The sequence below is a fragment of the Pseudarthrobacter sulfonivorans genome, from assembly GCF_031454915.1.
GTDB classification, from domain to species: Bacteria; Actinomycetota; Actinomycetes; order Actinomycetales; family Micrococcaceae; genus Arthrobacter; species Arthrobacter sulfonivorans_C.
This window is the reverse complement of the sequence record NZ_JAVDRS010000003.1, coordinates 437390-454028: the sequence shown is the minus strand read 5'-3', so window position 1 is coordinate 454028 and position 16639 is coordinate 437390. Positions and strand designations below refer to the sequence as shown.

15 protein-coding genes are annotated in these 16639 nt (G+C 65.2%); 13 read left to right on the top strand and 2 right to left on the bottom strand.

All coding sequences use genetic code 11. The annotated features are described in order from the left end of the window. The first annotated feature begins 20 nt into the window (after nucleotides 1-20). A complete protein-coding gene (locus J2808_RS10075) occupies nucleotides 21-686 on the top strand; it encodes a GntR family transcriptional regulator (RefSeq protein ID WP_309815427.1) in 666 nt (221 codons plus the stop codon). Then, entirely contained in the window at nucleotides 683-1867 is a 1185-nt protein-coding gene (locus J2808_RS10070) for an MFS transporter (protein ID WP_309815422.1), read from the top strand. Before J2808_RS10075 ends, J2808_RS10070 begins: the two co-directional genes overlap by 4 nt. A 127-nt stretch (nucleotides 1868-1994) precedes the next feature. On the opposite strand, the gene J2808_RS10065 is transcribed toward J2808_RS10070, so the two are convergent. Then, nucleotides 1995-3101, bottom strand: coding sequence for a type I restriction enzyme HsdR N-terminal domain-containing protein (locus tag J2808_RS10065; protein ID WP_309815420.1), 1107 nt, complete (start codon nucleotides 3099-3101; stop codon nucleotides 1995-1997). Nucleotides 3102-3482: 381 nt separating this feature from the next. Between J2808_RS10065 and J2808_RS10060 the strand changes: the two genes are divergently transcribed. The 11 genes from J2808_RS10060 to J2808_RS10010 all read left to right on the top strand — a co-directional run bounded on the left by J2808_RS10060 (nucleotide 3483) and on the right by J2808_RS10010 (nucleotide 14829). Further along, nucleotides 3483-4073 carry a TerD family protein gene (locus J2808_RS10060; protein WP_309815417.1) on the top strand — a complete coding sequence of 197 codons (591 nt, stop codon included), beginning with the start codon at nucleotides 3483-3485 and terminating at the stop codon, nucleotides 4071-4073. Between the two features lie 21 nt (nucleotides 4074-4094). Next, nucleotides 4095-4676 (top strand): TerD family protein, encoded by a 582-nt coding sequence (locus tag J2808_RS10055; protein WP_309815416.1) that lies wholly within the window; start codon nucleotides 4095-4097, stop codon nucleotides 4674-4676. Nucleotides 4677-4714: 38 nt separating this feature from the next. Then, on the top strand, nucleotides 4715-5296 hold the full coding sequence (locus J2808_RS10050) for a TerD family protein (protein ID WP_309815415.1): 582 nt from the start codon (nucleotides 4715-4717) through the stop codon (nucleotides 5294-5296). A 117-nt stretch (nucleotides 5297-5413) separates the two neighbouring features. Beyond that, complete coding sequence (locus J2808_RS10045) at nucleotides 5414-6607, top strand: toxic anion resistance protein (RefSeq protein WP_309815413.1); 1194 nt, start codon at nucleotides 5414-5416, stop codon at nucleotides 6605-6607. A 31-nt stretch (nucleotides 6608-6638) separates the two neighbouring features. Next, the gene (locus J2808_RS10040) at nucleotides 6639-7142 is read left to right on the top strand and encodes a hypothetical protein (RefSeq protein ID WP_309815411.1); all 504 of its coding nucleotides are present in this window, start codon (nucleotides 6639-6641) and stop codon (nucleotides 7140-7142) included. After that, a complete protein-coding gene (locus J2808_RS10035) occupies nucleotides 7142-7693 on the top strand; it encodes a TerD family protein (protein WP_309815410.1) in 552 nt (183 codons plus the stop codon). The genes J2808_RS10040 and J2808_RS10035 overlap by 1 nt, the downstream gene beginning before the upstream one ends. 3 nt (nucleotides 7694-7696) lie before the next feature. After that, the gene (locus J2808_RS10030; protein WP_309815408.1) at nucleotides 7697-8434 is read left to right on the top strand and encodes a hypothetical protein; all 738 of its coding nucleotides are present in this window, start codon (nucleotides 7697-7699) and stop codon (nucleotides 8432-8434) included. A gap of 9 nt (nucleotides 8435-8443) precedes the next feature. Then, on the top strand, nucleotides 8444-9628 hold the full coding sequence (locus J2808_RS10025) for an HpcH/HpaI aldolase/citrate lyase family protein (RefSeq protein ID WP_309815404.1): 1185 nt from the start codon (nucleotides 8444-8446) through the stop codon (nucleotides 9626-9628). Next, the gene (locus J2808_RS10020) at nucleotides 9625-12189 is read left to right on the top strand and encodes a phosphoribosyltransferase domain-containing protein (protein ID WP_309815401.1); all 2565 of its coding nucleotides are present in this window, start codon (nucleotides 9625-9627) and stop codon (nucleotides 12187-12189) included. The genes J2808_RS10025 and J2808_RS10020 overlap by 4 nt, the downstream gene beginning before the upstream one ends. Then, a complete protein-coding gene (locus tag J2808_RS10015; RefSeq protein ID WP_309815398.1) occupies nucleotides 12186-12995 on the top strand; it encodes an HAD family hydrolase in 810 nt (269 codons plus the stop codon). The genes J2808_RS10020 and J2808_RS10015 overlap by 4 nt, the downstream gene beginning before the upstream one ends. A gap of 187 nt (nucleotides 12996-13182) precedes the next feature. Further along, nucleotides 13183-14829 (top strand): serine hydrolase, encoded by a 1647-nt coding sequence (locus J2808_RS10010; RefSeq protein ID WP_309815396.1) that lies wholly within the window; start codon nucleotides 13183-13185, stop codon nucleotides 14827-14829. Between the two features lie 94 nt (nucleotides 14830-14923). Here the strand turns inward: J2808_RS10010 and J2808_RS10005 are convergent, their stop codons facing one another. Continuing rightward, nucleotides 14924-16633: a glycoside hydrolase family 13 protein gene (locus J2808_RS10005; RefSeq protein WP_309815393.1), complete on the bottom strand. Its 1710-nt coding sequence runs from the start codon at nucleotides 16631-16633 to the stop codon at nucleotides 14924-14926. Nucleotides 16634-16639: the final 6 nt, after the last annotated feature.

Below are 16639 nucleotides of genomic sequence, written 5' to 3'. Positions count from 1 at the left end.
TGGAAGCTGGAGGTCAACACATGGCAGATTCACCGGCCCGGAATACCGGGGCACACGTTGTTTACACGGAGCTGAAGCGGCAGATCCTGAGCCTTGAGCTGAAGCCCGGGGCGCGCATCTACGAGCCGGCAATGGCTGAGGCGCTGCAGGTGAGCCGGACGCCGCTGCGGGAGGCCATCCGGCGGCTCATTTCGGAGAGCCTGCTGGAACAGCAGCCCACCGGTGGTGTGCTGGTTCCCGCCCTCGACGAGGCAGTGATTTCCGAGCTGTACGAGGTGCGTGCGGCGATGGAATCGCTCATGGCTCGGCAGGCCTGCAGCAAAGCGACGGCTGCCGACATCGACGTGCTCAACGGCATCCTTGAACGCAACGCCGCCATGGTGAAATTTGCCGATGACGCCATGACCCAGGGCATGGCGCTGCACGCAAAGATTGCCGAGTTGGCGGGGAATTCGTGGGCCCGGCGGTTCCATGACCAGATTTCCAGCCAGATGGAGCGGTACCGCCACTTCACCAACAGCACGCAGGAACGCCGGGACCAGGCCTTGGCGCAGCACCGGATCCTGGTGGATGCGGTGGCCGCCGGCAACCCTGAAAAGGCCGCCAAGCTTGCCTTTGACCACGTCATCGGCGCCCGGGACGCGGCGCTGCGCGCCATCACCGGCAGCAGCCTCGCCGTCTCATGATCGGCGAACTCGGACGCCGCTCGGCCACAGCCCTCCTCACTCATTCCGCCCTGATCCAGGCCGTGACCTTCCTGGTCCGTCCGGCCGCCACCTACCGCGCACTTGAGCTGGATGTTCCCGGGTTCGCGCTGGGTCTCCTCGCCGCCAGCTACGCCGTCTTTCCCTTGCTGCTCGCCGTCCCCACAGGCGGACTGGTGGACCGCCTGGGTGAGCGCCGGCTGATGGCGATCGGATCCGCCGTCGTTCTTGCCAGCTCTATCTTCCTGCTGCTGTGGGGGTCATCGATCGTCACCCTGGTCATCGGAACCGCGCTCCTCGGCGCCGGCCAACTTGCCTGTGTGGTGGGGCAGCAGGCCGTGGTGGCAAACAACGCTGTCTCGTCCAGGATGGACTCCGCCTTCGGCTACCTGACATTCGCCGCATCGCTGGGGCAGGCCCTGGGTCCGTTGGCGATTTCCCTGGTGGGAGGCGCCTCCGTCCGCCCCGACACGCAGGCGATCTTCTTCCTCTCCGCCTGCATGAGCCTGGTGCTGTTTGTGACCACCTTTGGCGTATCGGGCAGGGTCAGCAGCCGGAAACGGAAGGGTGCTGTGGGCGACGGTGCCGGCGGCAAGGGCGGTGTTGTTTCGCTGCTGAAGACACCCGGCGTCGCCCGGGCTTTGGCCACCAGCGCCACCGTCCTGGCCGTGGTGGACCTGACCATGGTCTACCTCCCCGCACTCGGCGCCGAGCGCGGGCTCACCGCGGCAACCGTGGGCCTGATGCTCACCACCCGCGCCGTGTTCTCCATGGTGTCCCGGCTGGTGCTGGGGCAGATGTCCCGGAGGCTGGGGCGCATGCGGTTGATGGTTTTCAGCCTGGCGCTGTCCACAGTGGCCCTTTCCGCGGCCGCAATTCCCATGCCGGTGTGGCTGCTGTTTGTGGTCATGGCTGTACTGGGTTTGGGGCTCGGCATCGGCCAGCCCCTCACCATGTCCTGGCTTTCAGCCCAGGCTCCGGCGGGGCAACGCGGCCGGGCATTGGCACTGCGGCTGGCGGGCAACAGGGTGGGCCAGGTTGTGTTGCCCAGTGCCATCGGCGTGGTGGCGGCAGGGCTTGGCGCAGGAGGAGTTTTCCTGGCGTCAGCCGTTGTGGTGGGCGGGACACTCCTGCTGCTCCGCGGTGTGCGGCTGGACGATTAGGCCCCCGACCCCAGCAGGTCATCCCTGCGCGCCCGACGGCGGCTGGCGGGCGCTGTAGGGGAGTGGCACCAAACGAGAGTGGACGACGGCGGAGGTCCCGCCGTCGTCCGTTGAGTACCACCAGGATTTACCAGTTGTTCCGAAGCTTCGGGTCAACGATCTCTGTGCGGATCACGACCGCCAGCGTCTGGACCGTTGTGGTGATCCCGGTATTCCGCTTGATCTCCTTGCGGATGACGTCCAGCACCGAGTCGGACAGAATGAGCTCCAGAAGCGCATCCGGCGACGTTGCCGCACGGTGCTTCCACAGCTCATCGATCCGGCGGCGCTTGAGCGCTTCGCGGTGGAGGAAGAACATTTTGTCCGCTTTTTCCTCCAGCGATTCAGGGCCGAGGAGGTCAACCTCGAAGGCGAGATTCACAATCACGGGGAGCCCGCCGGTGAGGTGGTAGGCCTGCCAGACCTGGCCGTTGGTGAGGATCATCCATTCCACACCCTCGTTGACCGCATACATCTGGACCTGGCGAAGGTGGCGCTCACTGAGTTTCTGGCTCACCCGCTTGACCTCGATGAAGGCAATCAGCTGCTTATCAATCCTGACGCCATAGTCCGCGAAATCCTGCTTGACCATGTATTCGGTGGTCAGGTCACGGAACTTGTCATAGCCCAAACCCTCGCAGAGCATGTCAGTGATCAAGAGACGGGTATCGCCCTCGTTGGCGTCACGGGTCAGGAGATCGTGGAGTGGCCGGTTAAATCGCTGCACGGCAGCTTTCACCTGCTCATGGGCCTCGGACTCCCACTTCGGCAACTTGGCGGCTGGCGGAACGGGTTTGATCTCCGCGACCACTGTGACGGCTTCGGCGGCGTCGACTGCCACGAGGCTGACTTCCAGCGCCGGCGGCGGTGGCGCGTCGATTGAGTCTTCGCCGGTTGGCTCTTCGTCGGCTGGAAGGGCTTGGAGAGCGCGGGCCGCACCCATGGGACGCGACAATTCGTCGGGGAGTTGAACATGCGCGTCCACCACACCAAAGGCCGCTTGCTTCAACAGCCACTGGATTGTCGGCAACCATGGCTCGACGGCCTCCCTGCTTACCCCCGGGGCCTCGACGGTCCTCGCCGCGGAGATGGCCTCCAGATCCGCGATGCGCGGAACAAGATGACCCTGCCCGGCTGCCTCAGTGGCCCACTGGGACAGCACCTGCAGGCGCGCCTGATACTTAATGTCTGTCATTTTTTCCCCCCAAATGAATTCAGTCCCTTCTGAATTCGCCAATTAGACGAGACCATACACGGCCGCCTTGTCAGGCTCCGCCCGCGCCACGACTCCATTTGGAGCGTATCCGTCCCGGACGCCGGGTTACCCAAAATTCCTCAATTGCCCTGGCGTTTACCGTGGGTTCATGCATTCGTCGCCACTTTGATGCCGCCAGCGTAAGGCGGCTGCGAACTTATCCCTATTCCGGCTAGGATCACTCTCGAACCCGGCCTGATCGGCATGGTCTGAGTCCTCAGCCCCGCTAACTTCACATGTAAACAAGGAACTAGAGCATGGGCGGGCTCGTTGGGACTTGAGGACGCGGGTATTTTCAAACTAGCTGGAGGTTGAGAAATTATGGGATTGAGCTTGCAGAAGGGCCAGTCGCTGTCGCTGACCAAAAAAGACGGCGGTTCGCTCACTAAAACCAAAATGGGGCTGGGCTGGGATTCGGCGGCTCCGGTCAAAAAGGGCTTTTTCGGAAAGGCCAAGACCGTGGAGGTGGACCTCGATGCGTCGGCCATTTTCTTTGACGCGGCCGGCAAGTCGCTGGATCAGGTCTGGTACAACCAGCTGCAGAGCAAAGACGGCTCCACGCGCCACACCGGGGACAACCTGACGGGCGACGGCGCCGGCGATGACGAGACCATCCTGGTCAACCTGGAGCTCGTCTCCCCGGCCGTGTCACACATCGTTTTCGTCATCAGCAGTTACACCGGGCAGACCTTTGACCAGGTGCAGAATGCCTTCTGCCGCCTGGTGGACGACTCCACGGCAGGAAGCCCGGAGATTGCCAAGTACCAGCTGACCGACTCGGGCACCCATTCGGCCATGATCATGTCCAAGGTTTCCCGCGACGGCGCGGGGTGGACCTTCAAGGCCATCGGCGAGCGTGCCCAGGGCCGCTCGGTCGCGGATCTGATTGCACCGGCCGCTGCCGTCCTCTAGCAGCTCGAAGGGTCCCCTATTTTGTCGAGTCTGACTCTTACCAAAGGCAATAATCTCTCCCTCACCAAGGCCGATCCGGGGCTGGAACGGGCCCTGATCGGCCTTGGCTGGGACCCGAGGACCACCAGCGGCGAAGCCTTCGACCTGGACGCTTCGGCGCTCCTGGTCGGGGCGGACGGCAAGGTCCGGTCCCAGGACGACTTCATCTTCTACAACCAACTACAGGCCAAAGACGGTTCGGTGGTCCACCTGGGCGACAACCGCAGCGGCGTGGGCGACGGCGACGACGAACAGATCCTGATCGACCTCAGCCTGATCGCCGCAGATGTGGACCGCGTTGTCATCGTTGTCTCCATCGACCAGGCAGATGCCCGCGGCCAGAACTTCGGCCAGATCCGAGGCGCGTACTGCCGTGTGCTGAACCAGGACACGGACCAGGAAGTGGTCCGCTACGATTTGAGCGAGGACGCGGCACCTGAAACGTCAATGATTTTCGCCGAGATTTACCGCAACCGTGCCGAATGGAAGTTCCGGGCGGTTGGCCAAGGCTATGCCACCGGCCTCCACGGCATCGCCACGGATTTCGGCATTTCGCTGGACTAGTTCGCAAGACCGATTCAACACGAAGGAATGGTACAAACATGGCAGGACTAACCCTTACCAAAGGCAGCAATCTGTCCCTGACGAAGACCGCACCAGGCCTGTCCAAGGCTGTAGTGGGGCTGGGCTGGGACCCGCGGACGACGACGGGTGAAGCCTTCGACCTCGACGCCTCCGCCCTCCTGATTGCCGCGGACGGCAAAGTCCGGTCCTCCGCGGACTTCATTTTCTACAACCAGCCTGCTGCCGCGGACGGCTCCGTCACCCACCTGGGCGATAACCGGTCCGGCGAAGGCGCCGGTGACGACGAACAGATCCTGATCGATCTCTCCGTGGTGGCGGCCGACGTCGAACGCGTTGTCATTGTGGTCTCCATCGACCAGGGTGAAACGCGCGGCCAGAACTTCGGCCAGGTGCGCAGCGCCTACTGCCGCGTAATCAACCAGGTCGACGACAAGGAAATCGTCCGCTACGACCTGAGCGAGGACGCAGCGCCCGAAACGTCGATGATCTTCGCTGAGGTCTACCGCAACAACGGTGACTGGAAGTTCAAGGCCGTCGGACAGGGCTACGCCACCGGACTCGCCGGAATCGCCAAGGACTTCGGCGTCGACCTTAGCTGATGAGTTTCCCGGGCTGACGTCCGGAACTGACGGCATCGCTCCGCATCGTTTCCACCTCAGGTGGTGTCCCGGCCAATTGCAACCGGGACACCACCGATCTCTTGAAAAGGCAGCATCATGAATTCTCCGTTGACTCCCCCCGACGCCGCAGAGGCTTCATTGGTGCTTCATGCTCCGGACGCCCCTGCCATAGTCCAGCCCGAAGAAGCACCCGGCATGGTGCCGGTCCCCGACGAACGGCGCGCCGAGATCGACAGGCAGGCCAGGGAGTTCGTGGCCGGCCTGGCCAAGCTGGACGCACGCAGCCCGGAGTTCTCCTCACAGGTCGATGGCATCAATAAGATCGGCAGCGCCGAGATCACGGCGTCCAGCAACTCCTCCAGCAGGCTGCTGGAGCGTTCCTCGACGTCCATTGCCGGCGCCAAGAAGTCCGGGAACAGCGCCCAGGTGGCGGTCGCCAACACCCTGGGTGAGCTGCGGAGCACGGTGGAGGATCTCACTCCCAATGCGGCAAACATGAGCGTGGGCAAGAAGATCCTGGGCTTCATCCCCGGCGGCAACAAGCTGGCCAAATACTTCCAAAAATACGAGTCGGCGCAGACCCAGCTGAACCAGATCATCAAGTCCCTGATGACGGGCCAGGACGAGCTGCTCAAGGACAATGCCAGCCTCGCCAACGAAAAAGTCCAGCTCTGGGAAACGATGCAGGCACTGAGCGAATATGCCGTGTTCGCCAAGGCACTGGACGCCGCCTGCGTGGAGAAGATCGATTCCGCCCGCGCAGCCGGGCAGATTACCGAGGCCCAGAAGATGGAGGCCGACGTCCTGTTCCCCGTGCGCCAGCGCCACCAGGACATCCTGACCCAGCTCGCCGTCTCGGTTCAGGGGTACCTGGCGATGGACCTGATCCGCAAGAACAACGTGGAACTGATCAAGGGTGTGGAGCGGGCGCGGACCACCACCATCTCGGCCCTGCGTACTGCTGTGATCGTGGCCCAGGCCCTGGCCAACCAGAAGATGGTCCTGGACCAGATTGACGCCGTCAACACCACCACGAACAACATGATCCTGAGCACCAGCGAAATGCTCAAGGACCAGACTGCCCGAATCCACCAGCAGGCATCCAGCTCCGGAGTCAGTGTGGAGACGCTGCAGAAGGCCTTCGACAATGTGTTCGCCACGATGGACGCCATTGACACGTTCCGGTCCGAGGCGGCCAAAAACATGGAGAGCACCGTCGGGGCCCTCGAAGCCAGTGTCCAGAAGGCCAGGCCGTACCTGGAACGCGCACGGCAGGGCCAGACAGACTAAGTGACGGCGGAAAGCAGCAGGCGGTACCGCAGTGATTGGTAAGTTCATCGGCTCCCTGTTCGGCGGCGCCCCCGTGCCGGGCATCGCCGAACAGGCTCCCGAGCCAACGGCCGACGACGAGATGGCGCAGACCGCCGGATCCTTGGACAACCTGCGCAGCGCCATCCGGCGGGCGGGTGCTGAGCTGCCGACGTCGGTGTCCTCGCAGTTGCGCCAAATTGACGATGTGCTGCGTCCTCTGGTCAGCCATATGGCCGAGCACGGGGCGTCGATGGAGCAGCAGGTGCTGTTGAATGCCATCGTCTGCAGCTACATCCCGGATCCGTTGCGCACCTACCTGGCGCTCCCGCACAGTGCCAGGACTGAGGAGTCCGGGCCGACACGATTGCTGGCGGAACAGCTCGCCACGCTCGAGGAGATAGCCCGGGACCTGGCCAACCAGGTGCGGATCGGTGCCATTGCCGAGCTGTCCACCCACGGCCGGTTCCTCGAAGACAAGTTTGCGCCGTCCGCGCTTCGTCTGGAAGGCCGCTGATGGGCAAGCTTGTGGCCGGTGCCAACGCCGCGCTGACGGCCGAGAACCCGGGACTGAGCAAGATCCTGGTCGGCTTGGGCTGGCAGTCCATCCCCAGCCGGGGCCCCCAGTCCGAGCTGGTTCCCCTGGCGATCATGTGCGACGCCGGCGGCCGGGCCATCTCGAACGATCACCTGGTGTTCTTCAACCAGATCGCCAGCCCGGAAGGCTCGGTGGCCTTCGCCGGTACTGAGGACCAGGAGCAGATCGACGTGGACCTGTCCCTGGTGCCGGACAGCGCCGCCAAGATTACGTTCATTGTCTACGTCGACCCCGATCTCCGCGGGCCCGGCACTTTCTCCGCCATCCGCGGCCAGTACATCCGGGTGGCTACCGCACAGAATCAGGAGCTGGTGCGCTTCGATATTCCCCAGTCCCCGCAGGACAACATCACCGCCATGATGTTCGGCGAACTGTACCGCCACCGCGAGGACTGGAAGTTCCGTGCCCTCGGCCAGGGCTACACCACCGGCCTGCGCGGCGTGGCAGCCGACTTCCGGTTCGATGTCTAGGCGATGACACTGAACAGGTCCACTATCCGCACGGACATCACGTACCTCAGCCGGCGGGTCAAACCGGCAGCCCGCGTTGAAACACCTGCCCCGGCAACCGTCCCGGCACCAGCTGCCACTACGTCGCTGTCCCTCAGCCGATCGCCCGCGGCCACATCCGCGGCACCAGCCACGTCAGCTACCGCTCCAACGGCCGGAGCCCGGCCGATAGCAGCGGCCCGGCCCACCAGGCTCTTTCCGGCTCCCGGCATCGGCGAGACGAGGCTGCTCGACGCCCAGACGCCGATGATCCGCCTTGACCCGCGCCAGTCGGCGATTGGCAGCCTGCTGGTGACCGGAGCAACCTCGGCAGCATGGGAAAGCTCTGAGCGCGTGACCGGGGCGATGTCCGTTGACGGCGCTGTCTCCGGCACGTCCATCAAATGCTCGGGAAACCGCCCACTGGTGGGCTATGTGGACGGCACGGCAGTCGTGGCGCTGCGGCACATCCGCGAACTGCGCCGGGCGCTCTTTGTAGGACAGCCCTCCGTTCCACTGAGCGTGGAGATCTTCGACGGCGGCACCGTGACGCTGCCTGCAGCAGACGGGGAGACGGCATACATCCTGTCCCTGACCGCGATCGATGGAGTTATCGAGCTGCGCGCCGAACCGGTGCCGGCCCGCGCCAACGCCCCCCTGCACTGGCAGGAATTCGGCTTTTCCATGACCACCCAAGCTGCCGCCCGTCGGCAGGGACCCTGACGGGACGGCATGCGCCACTTCAGTTTTCTAACCGACGAGCATGCCTCGCGCCTTTTCCACATCGCTCCGCAGGAGTTGAGCCGGGGCTCGGCGCCCGCGCTGCTGGCCGTGGCCCTCGGCGCCACGCTCTACACTCCGGCCGACCGCCCGAACCTGGCGCAGGATATCCGCAAACAGGCGGCCCGTGGCTGCCTGAGCATGGTGATCTGCCTTGAGGATTCCATCGCCGATGACGCGGTGGACTCCGCCGAGACCAACGTCGTGGACACGCTGACCCGGCTGTATGCCGGCGACCCCGAAGCCGGCTTCCTACCGGACGAGGGGCCCTTATTGTTCGTCCGGGTCCGCACTCCGAAGCAGATGCTGAGCCTGGCCCGCCGCACCGGCAACGCACTGGACCTGCTCATGGGCTTTGTCATTCCGAAGTTTGAGAATGAGACCGGTCAGGCGCAGCGGTTCATGGATGCCCTGCATACCATCAACGCTTCCCGCGGGGGCGGCCGGAGGATGCGGATCATGCCCATCATGGAATCGCCCGTCATGATCCACGGCGAGACCCGGGCCAGTACCCTGTCCGGGATCTGCGACGTGCTGCAGGCCAACCGCGATGATGTCCTCGCCGTCCGCGTGGGCGCCACGGACATGTCCAGTGCTTTCGGCCTGCGCCGCTCCCGGGACCTGACCATTTACGACGTCAAGGTGGTGGCCTCCGTGATCGGGGACATCGTGAACATGCTGGGCCGGCCGGACAACGGATTTGTGATCTCCGGTCCGGTCTGGGAGCACTACAGCAACAGCGAGCGCGTGCTGCGCCCCCTGCTGCGGCGCACTCCCTTCGCCGAGGCCAATGAGATGCCCTTGCGCGATCGGATCCTGACGGCCAACCTCGACGGGCTGATCCGCGAAATCGAACTGGACCTGGCCAACGGGCTGCTGGGCAAGACGGTCATCCACCCCACACATGTGCCACTGGTCCATGCCATGTGCGTGGTCAGCCACGAGGAATACGTGGACGCGCTGGAGATCGCCGGCAAAAACGGCGGCGGCGCCTCGGCCTCGCCGTACGGCAACAAGATGAATGAGATGAAGCCCCATCAGGCCTGGGCCGGCCAGACGCTGCTGCGCGCCGCTGCCTTCGGCGTTGCCGCCGAGAACATCACGTACGTTGACCTTCTGGAAGCGAGCATGAATTGAGCCAGCACCCCTGGACCGGCGGCTTTGTGCGGGACGCGCTCGGCGTCGGCATCACGACGGACCACTCCGCCAGCCTGCTGCCGGTCGAGGAGCTGGTGGGACTGGCACTGCGACGCAACCCCAAGCGGGCCCACCTGCTGGTGTCCCGGGTGCTGGGCAAACACGTCCCGTCGGAACCCGGGCTGGTCATGGCCGCCGGGGAGCTGCTGGGCGTTCTCGTGGGCGAGGCGCTCTCCGCCAGCCCGGAATCGGCAACCGTCACTCCGACCATAGCTGCCGGGCTCGCCGCGGTGCTGCGCGGGGAAACGCACGACGACGGCCGGCGGGCCGCGTTGCAGAGCCTCCGGAGACAGCTCGCGGGGCTGAAGACTCGCAACCCACGGGTCATCACCATCGGCTACGCGGAGACGGCCACCGGCCTGGGGCGGCTTGTGGCCGACACGATCGGCTCGTACTACATCCATTCCTCCAGGCACGCCCCGGCGGGCGCCGCCGCCTACGGGTCCTTCGAGGAATCACATTCTCACGCCACCTCACATCGGCTGCTGCCCACGGACCCGAGCCGCCTCAACGCCCCGGAACCGGTGGTGCTGGTGGACGACGAACTCAGCACCGGCGCCACGATCATCAACACCATCACCGAACTCCACGCCCTCGCGCCCCATCCCAGTTACACGGTGGCTGCACTCGTGGACCTGCGGACACCGGGCGACCGGGCCAGGTTCGATGAACTGGCGGAACGCCTGGGGACCCGCATCCGGGTGGTGGCCCTGGGCACGGGTCAGATCACCCTGGGCGCGGACATCCTCCAGCGCGCCGAGGAGGTGGTGGCGGCGCTGCCGCAAACGCCGGCAGTCCCTGATTCGGCACCCGGAACCGTGACCTTCCTCAAGCCCGGGACGGCCGGCACAGCTGTCCGCAGCGACCGTTTCGGCAACGGCGGCTCGCCCGCGGCGGCTACCCTGGCCGACATCGGGGACTCGATCAACCGCGTGCTTCCGCAGGCGGCTGCCGCGGAGTCCGTTCTGGTCCTGGGCAGCGAGGAGTTCATCCATATGCCCCTGGCGGTGGCCGATGCACTGGACCGGCTGAATCCGGACCGCTGCGTCCGGTTCTCCACCACCACCCGGTCCCCGATCGTGGCCTTGGACCGCCCAGATTACGCCATCACGGGCACGGTGCGGTTCGCCAGCCATGACGTCACCGTGGACGGCCCGGGTGTGCGCTTCGCCCACAATGTTTCCACCGCCGGCCTCAGATTCGGCACGATCGTCCTGATGCCCGAACCTGGAACCCCCGCGGAGGTCCTCTCGGGTCCCGGCAGCGTGACGGAGGCGCTCAGCGCCGTCGGCAGCGCGGTCGTCGTCGTCCTCCTGCCCGCCGCACCCGTCCTCCCGGCGCCGCTGGCCGGACCGGCGTTCGGGTCCTACGCGCCGGACGACGTCACCTGGCTGCTGAAGGACATCGGTGATGCGGCGCTGGAAGCGCCGGCGGCCGATCGTGAAGCTGCCATGCAATCGGGCAGGGGGAGCTATGCAGAGTCCCTGCCGATTGAATATTCGCCCTCGCAGCAGTACCAGCAGCTGTACCGGGACGCCTTGGAACGCTCCTCCGTCCGCGTCGCGCAGGCCGTGGGCACCGTGACCGAGATGGCGCTGGCCGCGCGCGGGAACCGGCCTGTGCTGGTTTCCCTGGCCAGGGCCGGCACACCGGTGGGCGTCCTGATGCGCCGCTGGGCCGAGCAGATGCACGGGATCGACCTGCCCCACTACACGATGAGCGTCGTGCGCGGCCTTGGGCTGGACCAAACCGCGCTGCGATACCTGGCCGCCCACCATGACCCGGAGCAGATCCTGTTTGTGGACGGCTGGACCGGAAAAGGCGCGATCACCCGCGAGCTCTCGGCCGCCGTCGACCGCTTCGCCGAAACCGACGGTGTTGCCTTCCCGAAGGACCTCGCCGTGCTCGCCGATCCCGGGCACTGCGCCGACATGTACGGCACGCGCGAGGACTACCTCATACCCTCCGCCTGCCTGAACTCGACGGTGTCCGGGCTCGTGTCCCGCACGGTCTTCAACACGGAGTTCATCGGCCCGGACGACTTCCACGGGGCAAAGTTTTACCACCAGTTGCGCGGTGATGACGTCTCGCGGGAATTCCTGGCAGCCGTCTCCGCCCATTTCCCAACCGTCGAAGCAGCCGCCGGAAAAGAAGCCCGGGCCCTGCAGGCCGCGGACCGGACGCCCACCTGGGCCGGCCGGCTCGCAGTTGAAAGCCTCGGCCGCGAGTACGGGATCGACGACCTGAACCTCATCAAACCCGGGGTCGGCGAGACAACACGGGTGCTGCTGCGCCGGGTGCCCTGGAAGATCCTGGTGCGTCCTGATGCCGCGCCCGAGATAGCCCACATCCTGCTGCTGGCTCACCAGCGCGGTGTGGCGGTGCTGGAGGTAGCGGGCCTGCCCTTCAGCTGCGTGGGGCTCATCGAACCGACGCTCAGCAGCGGCTCATCCGGTGCCGATGGATCCGCCGACGGCGTCACTGCGGCGGCGGCCCTGTGAATTCCGTCCTGGTGGCCTCGGATCTGGACCGGACCCTGATCTACTCCGCGAAGGCCTTCTTCCTGGAGGTCCCCGACCACCTGGCACCGGACATGGTGGTTGCGGAGCTCCACGAGGGGGTACCGATCTCGTTTATGACCCGCACCGCCGAGCGGCTGCTGCTCGAACTGACCCGGACAACCATCTTCGTCCCGGTGACTACCCGGACGGAGGCGCAGTACCGGAGGGTCCGGCTGCCCCGTCCCGTGCCTGAATACGCGGTCACCACCAACGGCGGTGTCCTGCTCAAGAACGGCGAGCGGGACATCGAGTGGCAGACCACGGTGGGGCAGCAGGTGTCGGAAGGCTCCGCGCCGCTGGCCGTCATCGAGGAATTTCTGTCCCGGGAAGCCTACCGGTCCTGGATCCTCCGGCTGCGCCGGGCCGAAGAGCTCTTCCTCTACGCCATGGTGGACCGGGCGCTCATGCCCGCGGAATTCGTGCTGGAGCTGAACGCCTGGTGTGCCTCGCTCGGCTGGACGGTGTCGGTCCAGGGCCGCAAGCTCTACTGCGTGCCGCATGCGGTGACCAAGAACAGCGCCGTCGCGGAAGTTGCCCGGCGCACCGGGGCCACCCGGGTGATCGCCGCCGGGGATTCGCTGCTGGACGGGCCAATGCTGGCCGAAGCCGATGTCGCCTTCAGGCCCTCCCACGGCGAACTCGCCGACACCGGCTTCCGCAGGGAACACCTGCACGTCACAGATTCCCGAGGCATCCTGGCAGGCGAGGAAATCTCCCGGCGCATCCATGCGCTGGTCCAGGGCTAAGCGCAGCCACTCAGTTAAGGGAGCACCCCGGGAGAAGGCAAACGGGAGCAGCGGCTTCCTTCAGGTTAGGGGCCCCCGACTTTCCCCGCATCCATTGCCTGGCTTCAGCGCGCGGTTCACCATGGAGGGAAATGCGACGGCCGGCACGGACCGGAACGTTCACCGCTGACGGCTCAAGGGAGAGTCCATGGACAGCACCGGTTTTATTTCCCCGGACCGACGTGCGCTGCTGAAGGCGGCCGGGCTTGGGGCGGCCAGTGTTGCCGCCATGCCCCTGCTGTCCTCCTGCACCGGAGAGCCCGCACGGCTTGCGTCATCGGCGTCGGCACCCCTGCTCCCGGCCCCGCCGGGACACGTCGAGCCACTGCTGGACCGGGCGAAAGTTACAAATGCGTTGGCCAAGCTCGACGAACTGGTCCGGGACGCCATGGAGGTTACCGGGCTTCCGGGGATGGCCGTGGCCGTGGTGTATCAGGACGAGGTGGTGTACTCCAAGGGCTTTGGCGTCCGGGAGGTCGGGAAGCCAGAGGAGATCAATCCTGACACGGTGTTCCAGGTGGCGTCCGTGTCCAAGCCCCTGGCGTCCACGGTGGTGGCAGGGCTGGTGGGACGGCAGGTCATCAACTGGACGGACGCCGTCGTCGAACATAACAAGAACTTCGCGCTCAAGGATGACTACGTCACGCGCAATGCGAGCTTTGCTGATCTGCTGTCACACCGCGGCGGACTGAAAACGGGTTCGGGTGATCTGCTGGAGGACCTCGGATTCGATCGGGAGTACATCCTCGGCCACCTCAACCAGGAGCCCCTTGATACGTTCCGGTCCAGCTACAACTACAGCAACTTCGGCTACACGGAAGCCGGCCAGGCAGCAGCCGATGCAATGAAAACGGCCTGGGAGGATCTGGCCGACGAGGTCCTGTTCCGGAAGCTGGGCATGTCCGCCAGCAGTTACCGTCACTCGGACTATGAAAAAGCCACCAACAAGGCCATCCTTCATGTGCCGCTGGGGAACAAGGAGTGGGCACCGAAATACCGCCGCAACGCCGATTCCGAGGCCCCGGCCGGGGGAGCGAGTTCGTCGGTGCGGGACTTGGCCCAGTGGCTTCGGCTGCAGCTCGGAAACGGCAGTTACGAGGGCAACCCCGTTATTGATCCGGCCGCCCTCCAAACAACCCACGTTCCGCATGCGGTCTCCGGGCCGGCGTCGGCTCCGGCTGCCCGGTCGCGTTTCTACGGGCTGGGCTGGAACGTTTCCTACGACGACCAGGGCCGCGTTCAGTTAGGGCACTCCGGAGCTTTTAATCTTGGCGCCGCCACGGCCGTTTCGATGCTCCCAGGTGAACAGCTGGCCATCGTGGCCCTGACCAACGGGCGCCCGCAGGGGATTCCGGAAGCAATTGCCGCCGGTTTCCTGGATGCGGCCCAGCACGGATCGCCCACAGTGGATTGGCTGGCATTTACCGCCGGCGTCTTCAAACAGATTGATGAGTCCGAGAAACCCGAGGTCGACTACACCAAGGTCCCGCCCAACCCCGCTCCCGCCCGTGCAAACAGTGCCTACACAGGCACTTACGGCAACTCCTACTTTGGCCAGCTTGTGGTCTTCGAGGAGCTCCGGAAACTGGCCATGAGAATGGGCCCGTCCGGCAGTCCCACGGCCTTCCCGCTCACTCACTTTGACGGCGACACGTTCAGCTTCGAATCCATCGGGGAGAACGCCAACGGCCTGGCCGGTGCAATTTTTGCAGGAGCAAGCAGCGGCCCCTCGCCACGCGTCACCCTGGACTACTACGACAGAACCGGGCTGGGAACCTTCACGCGCGCCTCGTAGCGGGCAGGCGAGCGGCACCCACCAGAAGCGGACGACGGCGGGGCGTCCCCGCCGTCGTTACCCTGCTGCCGGGGAGACACGCCGCAGTCCGCGGCTACGAGGGCACGTCCCCTGGATGGCGGGGGAGATCGGCGGCACTGTCCAAAATCAGCCAAACCGCCGACTCGGGCGCGAGATATTGACCATCCACCGGACCGCTGCTCAGGACCACACGGGAACCACCGGGGGCTTCGAAAGGGACAGGGTAAGGAGCGAAATTGACCGCACACATGAAAGCGGGGCTCCGGGTAAAGACGAGCAGTTCCGGTGCGCCGGTCTCCCATGCAAACTCGCCGCTTCGCAGCGCAGGGAGGTTGCGACGGTGCTGCAACGCCAGCTTGTAGAAACTGAGCATGCTGCCAGGGTCGTTGACCTGGGCTTCCACGGACCGGTCTGCCCAGTCGTCGGGCTGCTCGAGCCAGGCCGGCTTAGAGCCGAAACCGAAAGAGGGGCCGCCCTTCGTCCAAGGCAGGGGAACCCGGCACCCATCCCGTCCTTTCACGGTTCCGCCGGAACGGTGCCAGACAGGGTCCTGCAGGGTTTCCCTCCGCAGTTCCGACACTTCCCGCAGGCCCAGTTCCTCGCCCTGGTACAGGTAAGCGGACCCTGGGAGTGCAAGCATCATCAGGGTCGCGGCGCTGGCCCTGCGCTGTCCGCAGTCCTCGTCGATGACGGGGTGCAGGCCGTCGCTGAGAAGCCAGTCGTCCGCTGACGCCTCTGCAGGCAGGGCGAGCCTGGAGGCGTGCCGGGGCACGTCGTGGCTGGAAAGAACCCAGGTGTTGCTGCCCGCATGTCCAGCGATGGAATGCTGGCCGGCGAGGGAGGCCTTGATGGTGTCCCGGTAGGAGTCCCTGGACCACGAAGACTTCAGCAGGGAGAAATCGAAAACCTGGCCCAACTCATCAGGCCGGGCGTACAGGAAGGTTCTGGAATTCGCGGGTGACCAGGTTTCGGCTACGGCCATCAGGGGCGGGTCATACTCGTTGAACACTTCGCGCCAAGAACGGTACACCTCGTGCACCCCGTCCCGGTCGTAGAGCGGATCGGATCCGTCCAGCGGCAGGGCACGGTCCAGTTTGGGCTGGTCACGCAAAGGTTCGCTGAGGTCCTTGACGAGGGAATGCGCCACGTCCACGCGGAAACCGTCGACGCCGCGGTCAGCCCAGAACCTGAGGACAGACAGGAAGTACGCGCGGACCTCGCCGTTTCCCCAGTTCAGGTCCGGCTGGCCTTTGTCGAACAGGTGGCAGTACCACTGCCCGTCCGCCACCTGTTCCCAGGCGCTGCCACCGAAGTGGGATTGCCAGTCCGTGGGCGGCTGCCCGCCCTTGCCGTCCCGGAAGATATACCTGTCGCGTTCCGGGCTGCCGGGCGGGGAGGCGAGGGCCTTCCTGAACCAGGGGTGTTCACTGGATGTGTGGTTCGGGACGATGTCGATGATGACTTTGAGGCCGCGCCGGTGTGCGCTTTCCACGAGAACCTCGAAGTCCTCGAGTGTCCCGAGCCGCGTGTCGACACCGCAGTAGTCCGAGACGTCATATCCACCGTCCGCGAGGGGAGACGGATAGAACGGAGACATCCAGATGGCGTCCACGCCCAGGTCCTGCAGGTAGGCGAGCTTTGAGGTGACGCCGGGCAGGTCGCCCATGCCGTCTCCGTTGGCGTCGGCGAAGCTGCGCGGATAGATCTGGTAGACCACCGCGTCTTTCCACCAGTCCGTTTTTGCCTCGCGTATGTTGTGGTTTTCAAGAAGCATCTCGATCATTTCTTT

Coding starts and splice junctions, on each gene's coding strand:
- J2808_RS10075 (WP_309815427.1), top strand. CDS start 21: ATGGCAGATTCACCGGCCCGGAATACCGGGGCACACGTTGTTTACACG.
- J2808_RS10070 (WP_309815422.1), top strand. CDS start 683: ATGATCGGCGAACTCGGACGCCGCTCGGCCACAGCCCTCCTCACTCAT.
- J2808_RS10065 (WP_309815420.1), bottom strand. CDS start 3,101: ATGACAGACATTAAGTATCAGGCGCGCCTGCAGGTGCTGTCCCAGTGG.
- J2808_RS10060 (WP_309815417.1), top strand. CDS start 3,483: ATGGGATTGAGCTTGCAGAAGGGCCAGTCGCTGTCGCTGACCAAAAAA.
- J2808_RS10050 (WP_309815415.1), top strand. CDS start 4,715: ATGGCAGGACTAACCCTTACCAAAGGCAGCAATCTGTCCCTGACGAAG.
- J2808_RS10045 (WP_309815413.1), top strand. CDS start 5,414: ATGAATTCTCCGTTGACTCCCCCCGACGCCGCAGAGGCTTCATTGGTG.
- J2808_RS10035 (WP_309815410.1), top strand. CDS start 7,142: ATGGGCAAGCTTGTGGCCGGTGCCAACGCCGCGCTGACGGCCGAGAAC.
- J2808_RS10030 (WP_309815408.1), top strand. CDS start 7,697: ATGACACTGAACAGGTCCACTATCCGCACGGACATCACGTACCTCAGC.
- J2808_RS10025 (WP_309815404.1), top strand. CDS start 8,444: ATGCGCCACTTCAGTTTTCTAACCGACGAGCATGCCTCGCGCCTTTTC.
- J2808_RS10010 (WP_309815396.1), top strand. CDS start 13,183: ATGGACAGCACCGGTTTTATTTCCCCGGACCGACGTGCGCTGCTGAAG.
- J2808_RS10005 (WP_309815393.1), bottom strand. CDS start 16,633: ATGATCGAGATGCTTCTTGAAAACCACAACATACGCGAGGCAAAAACG.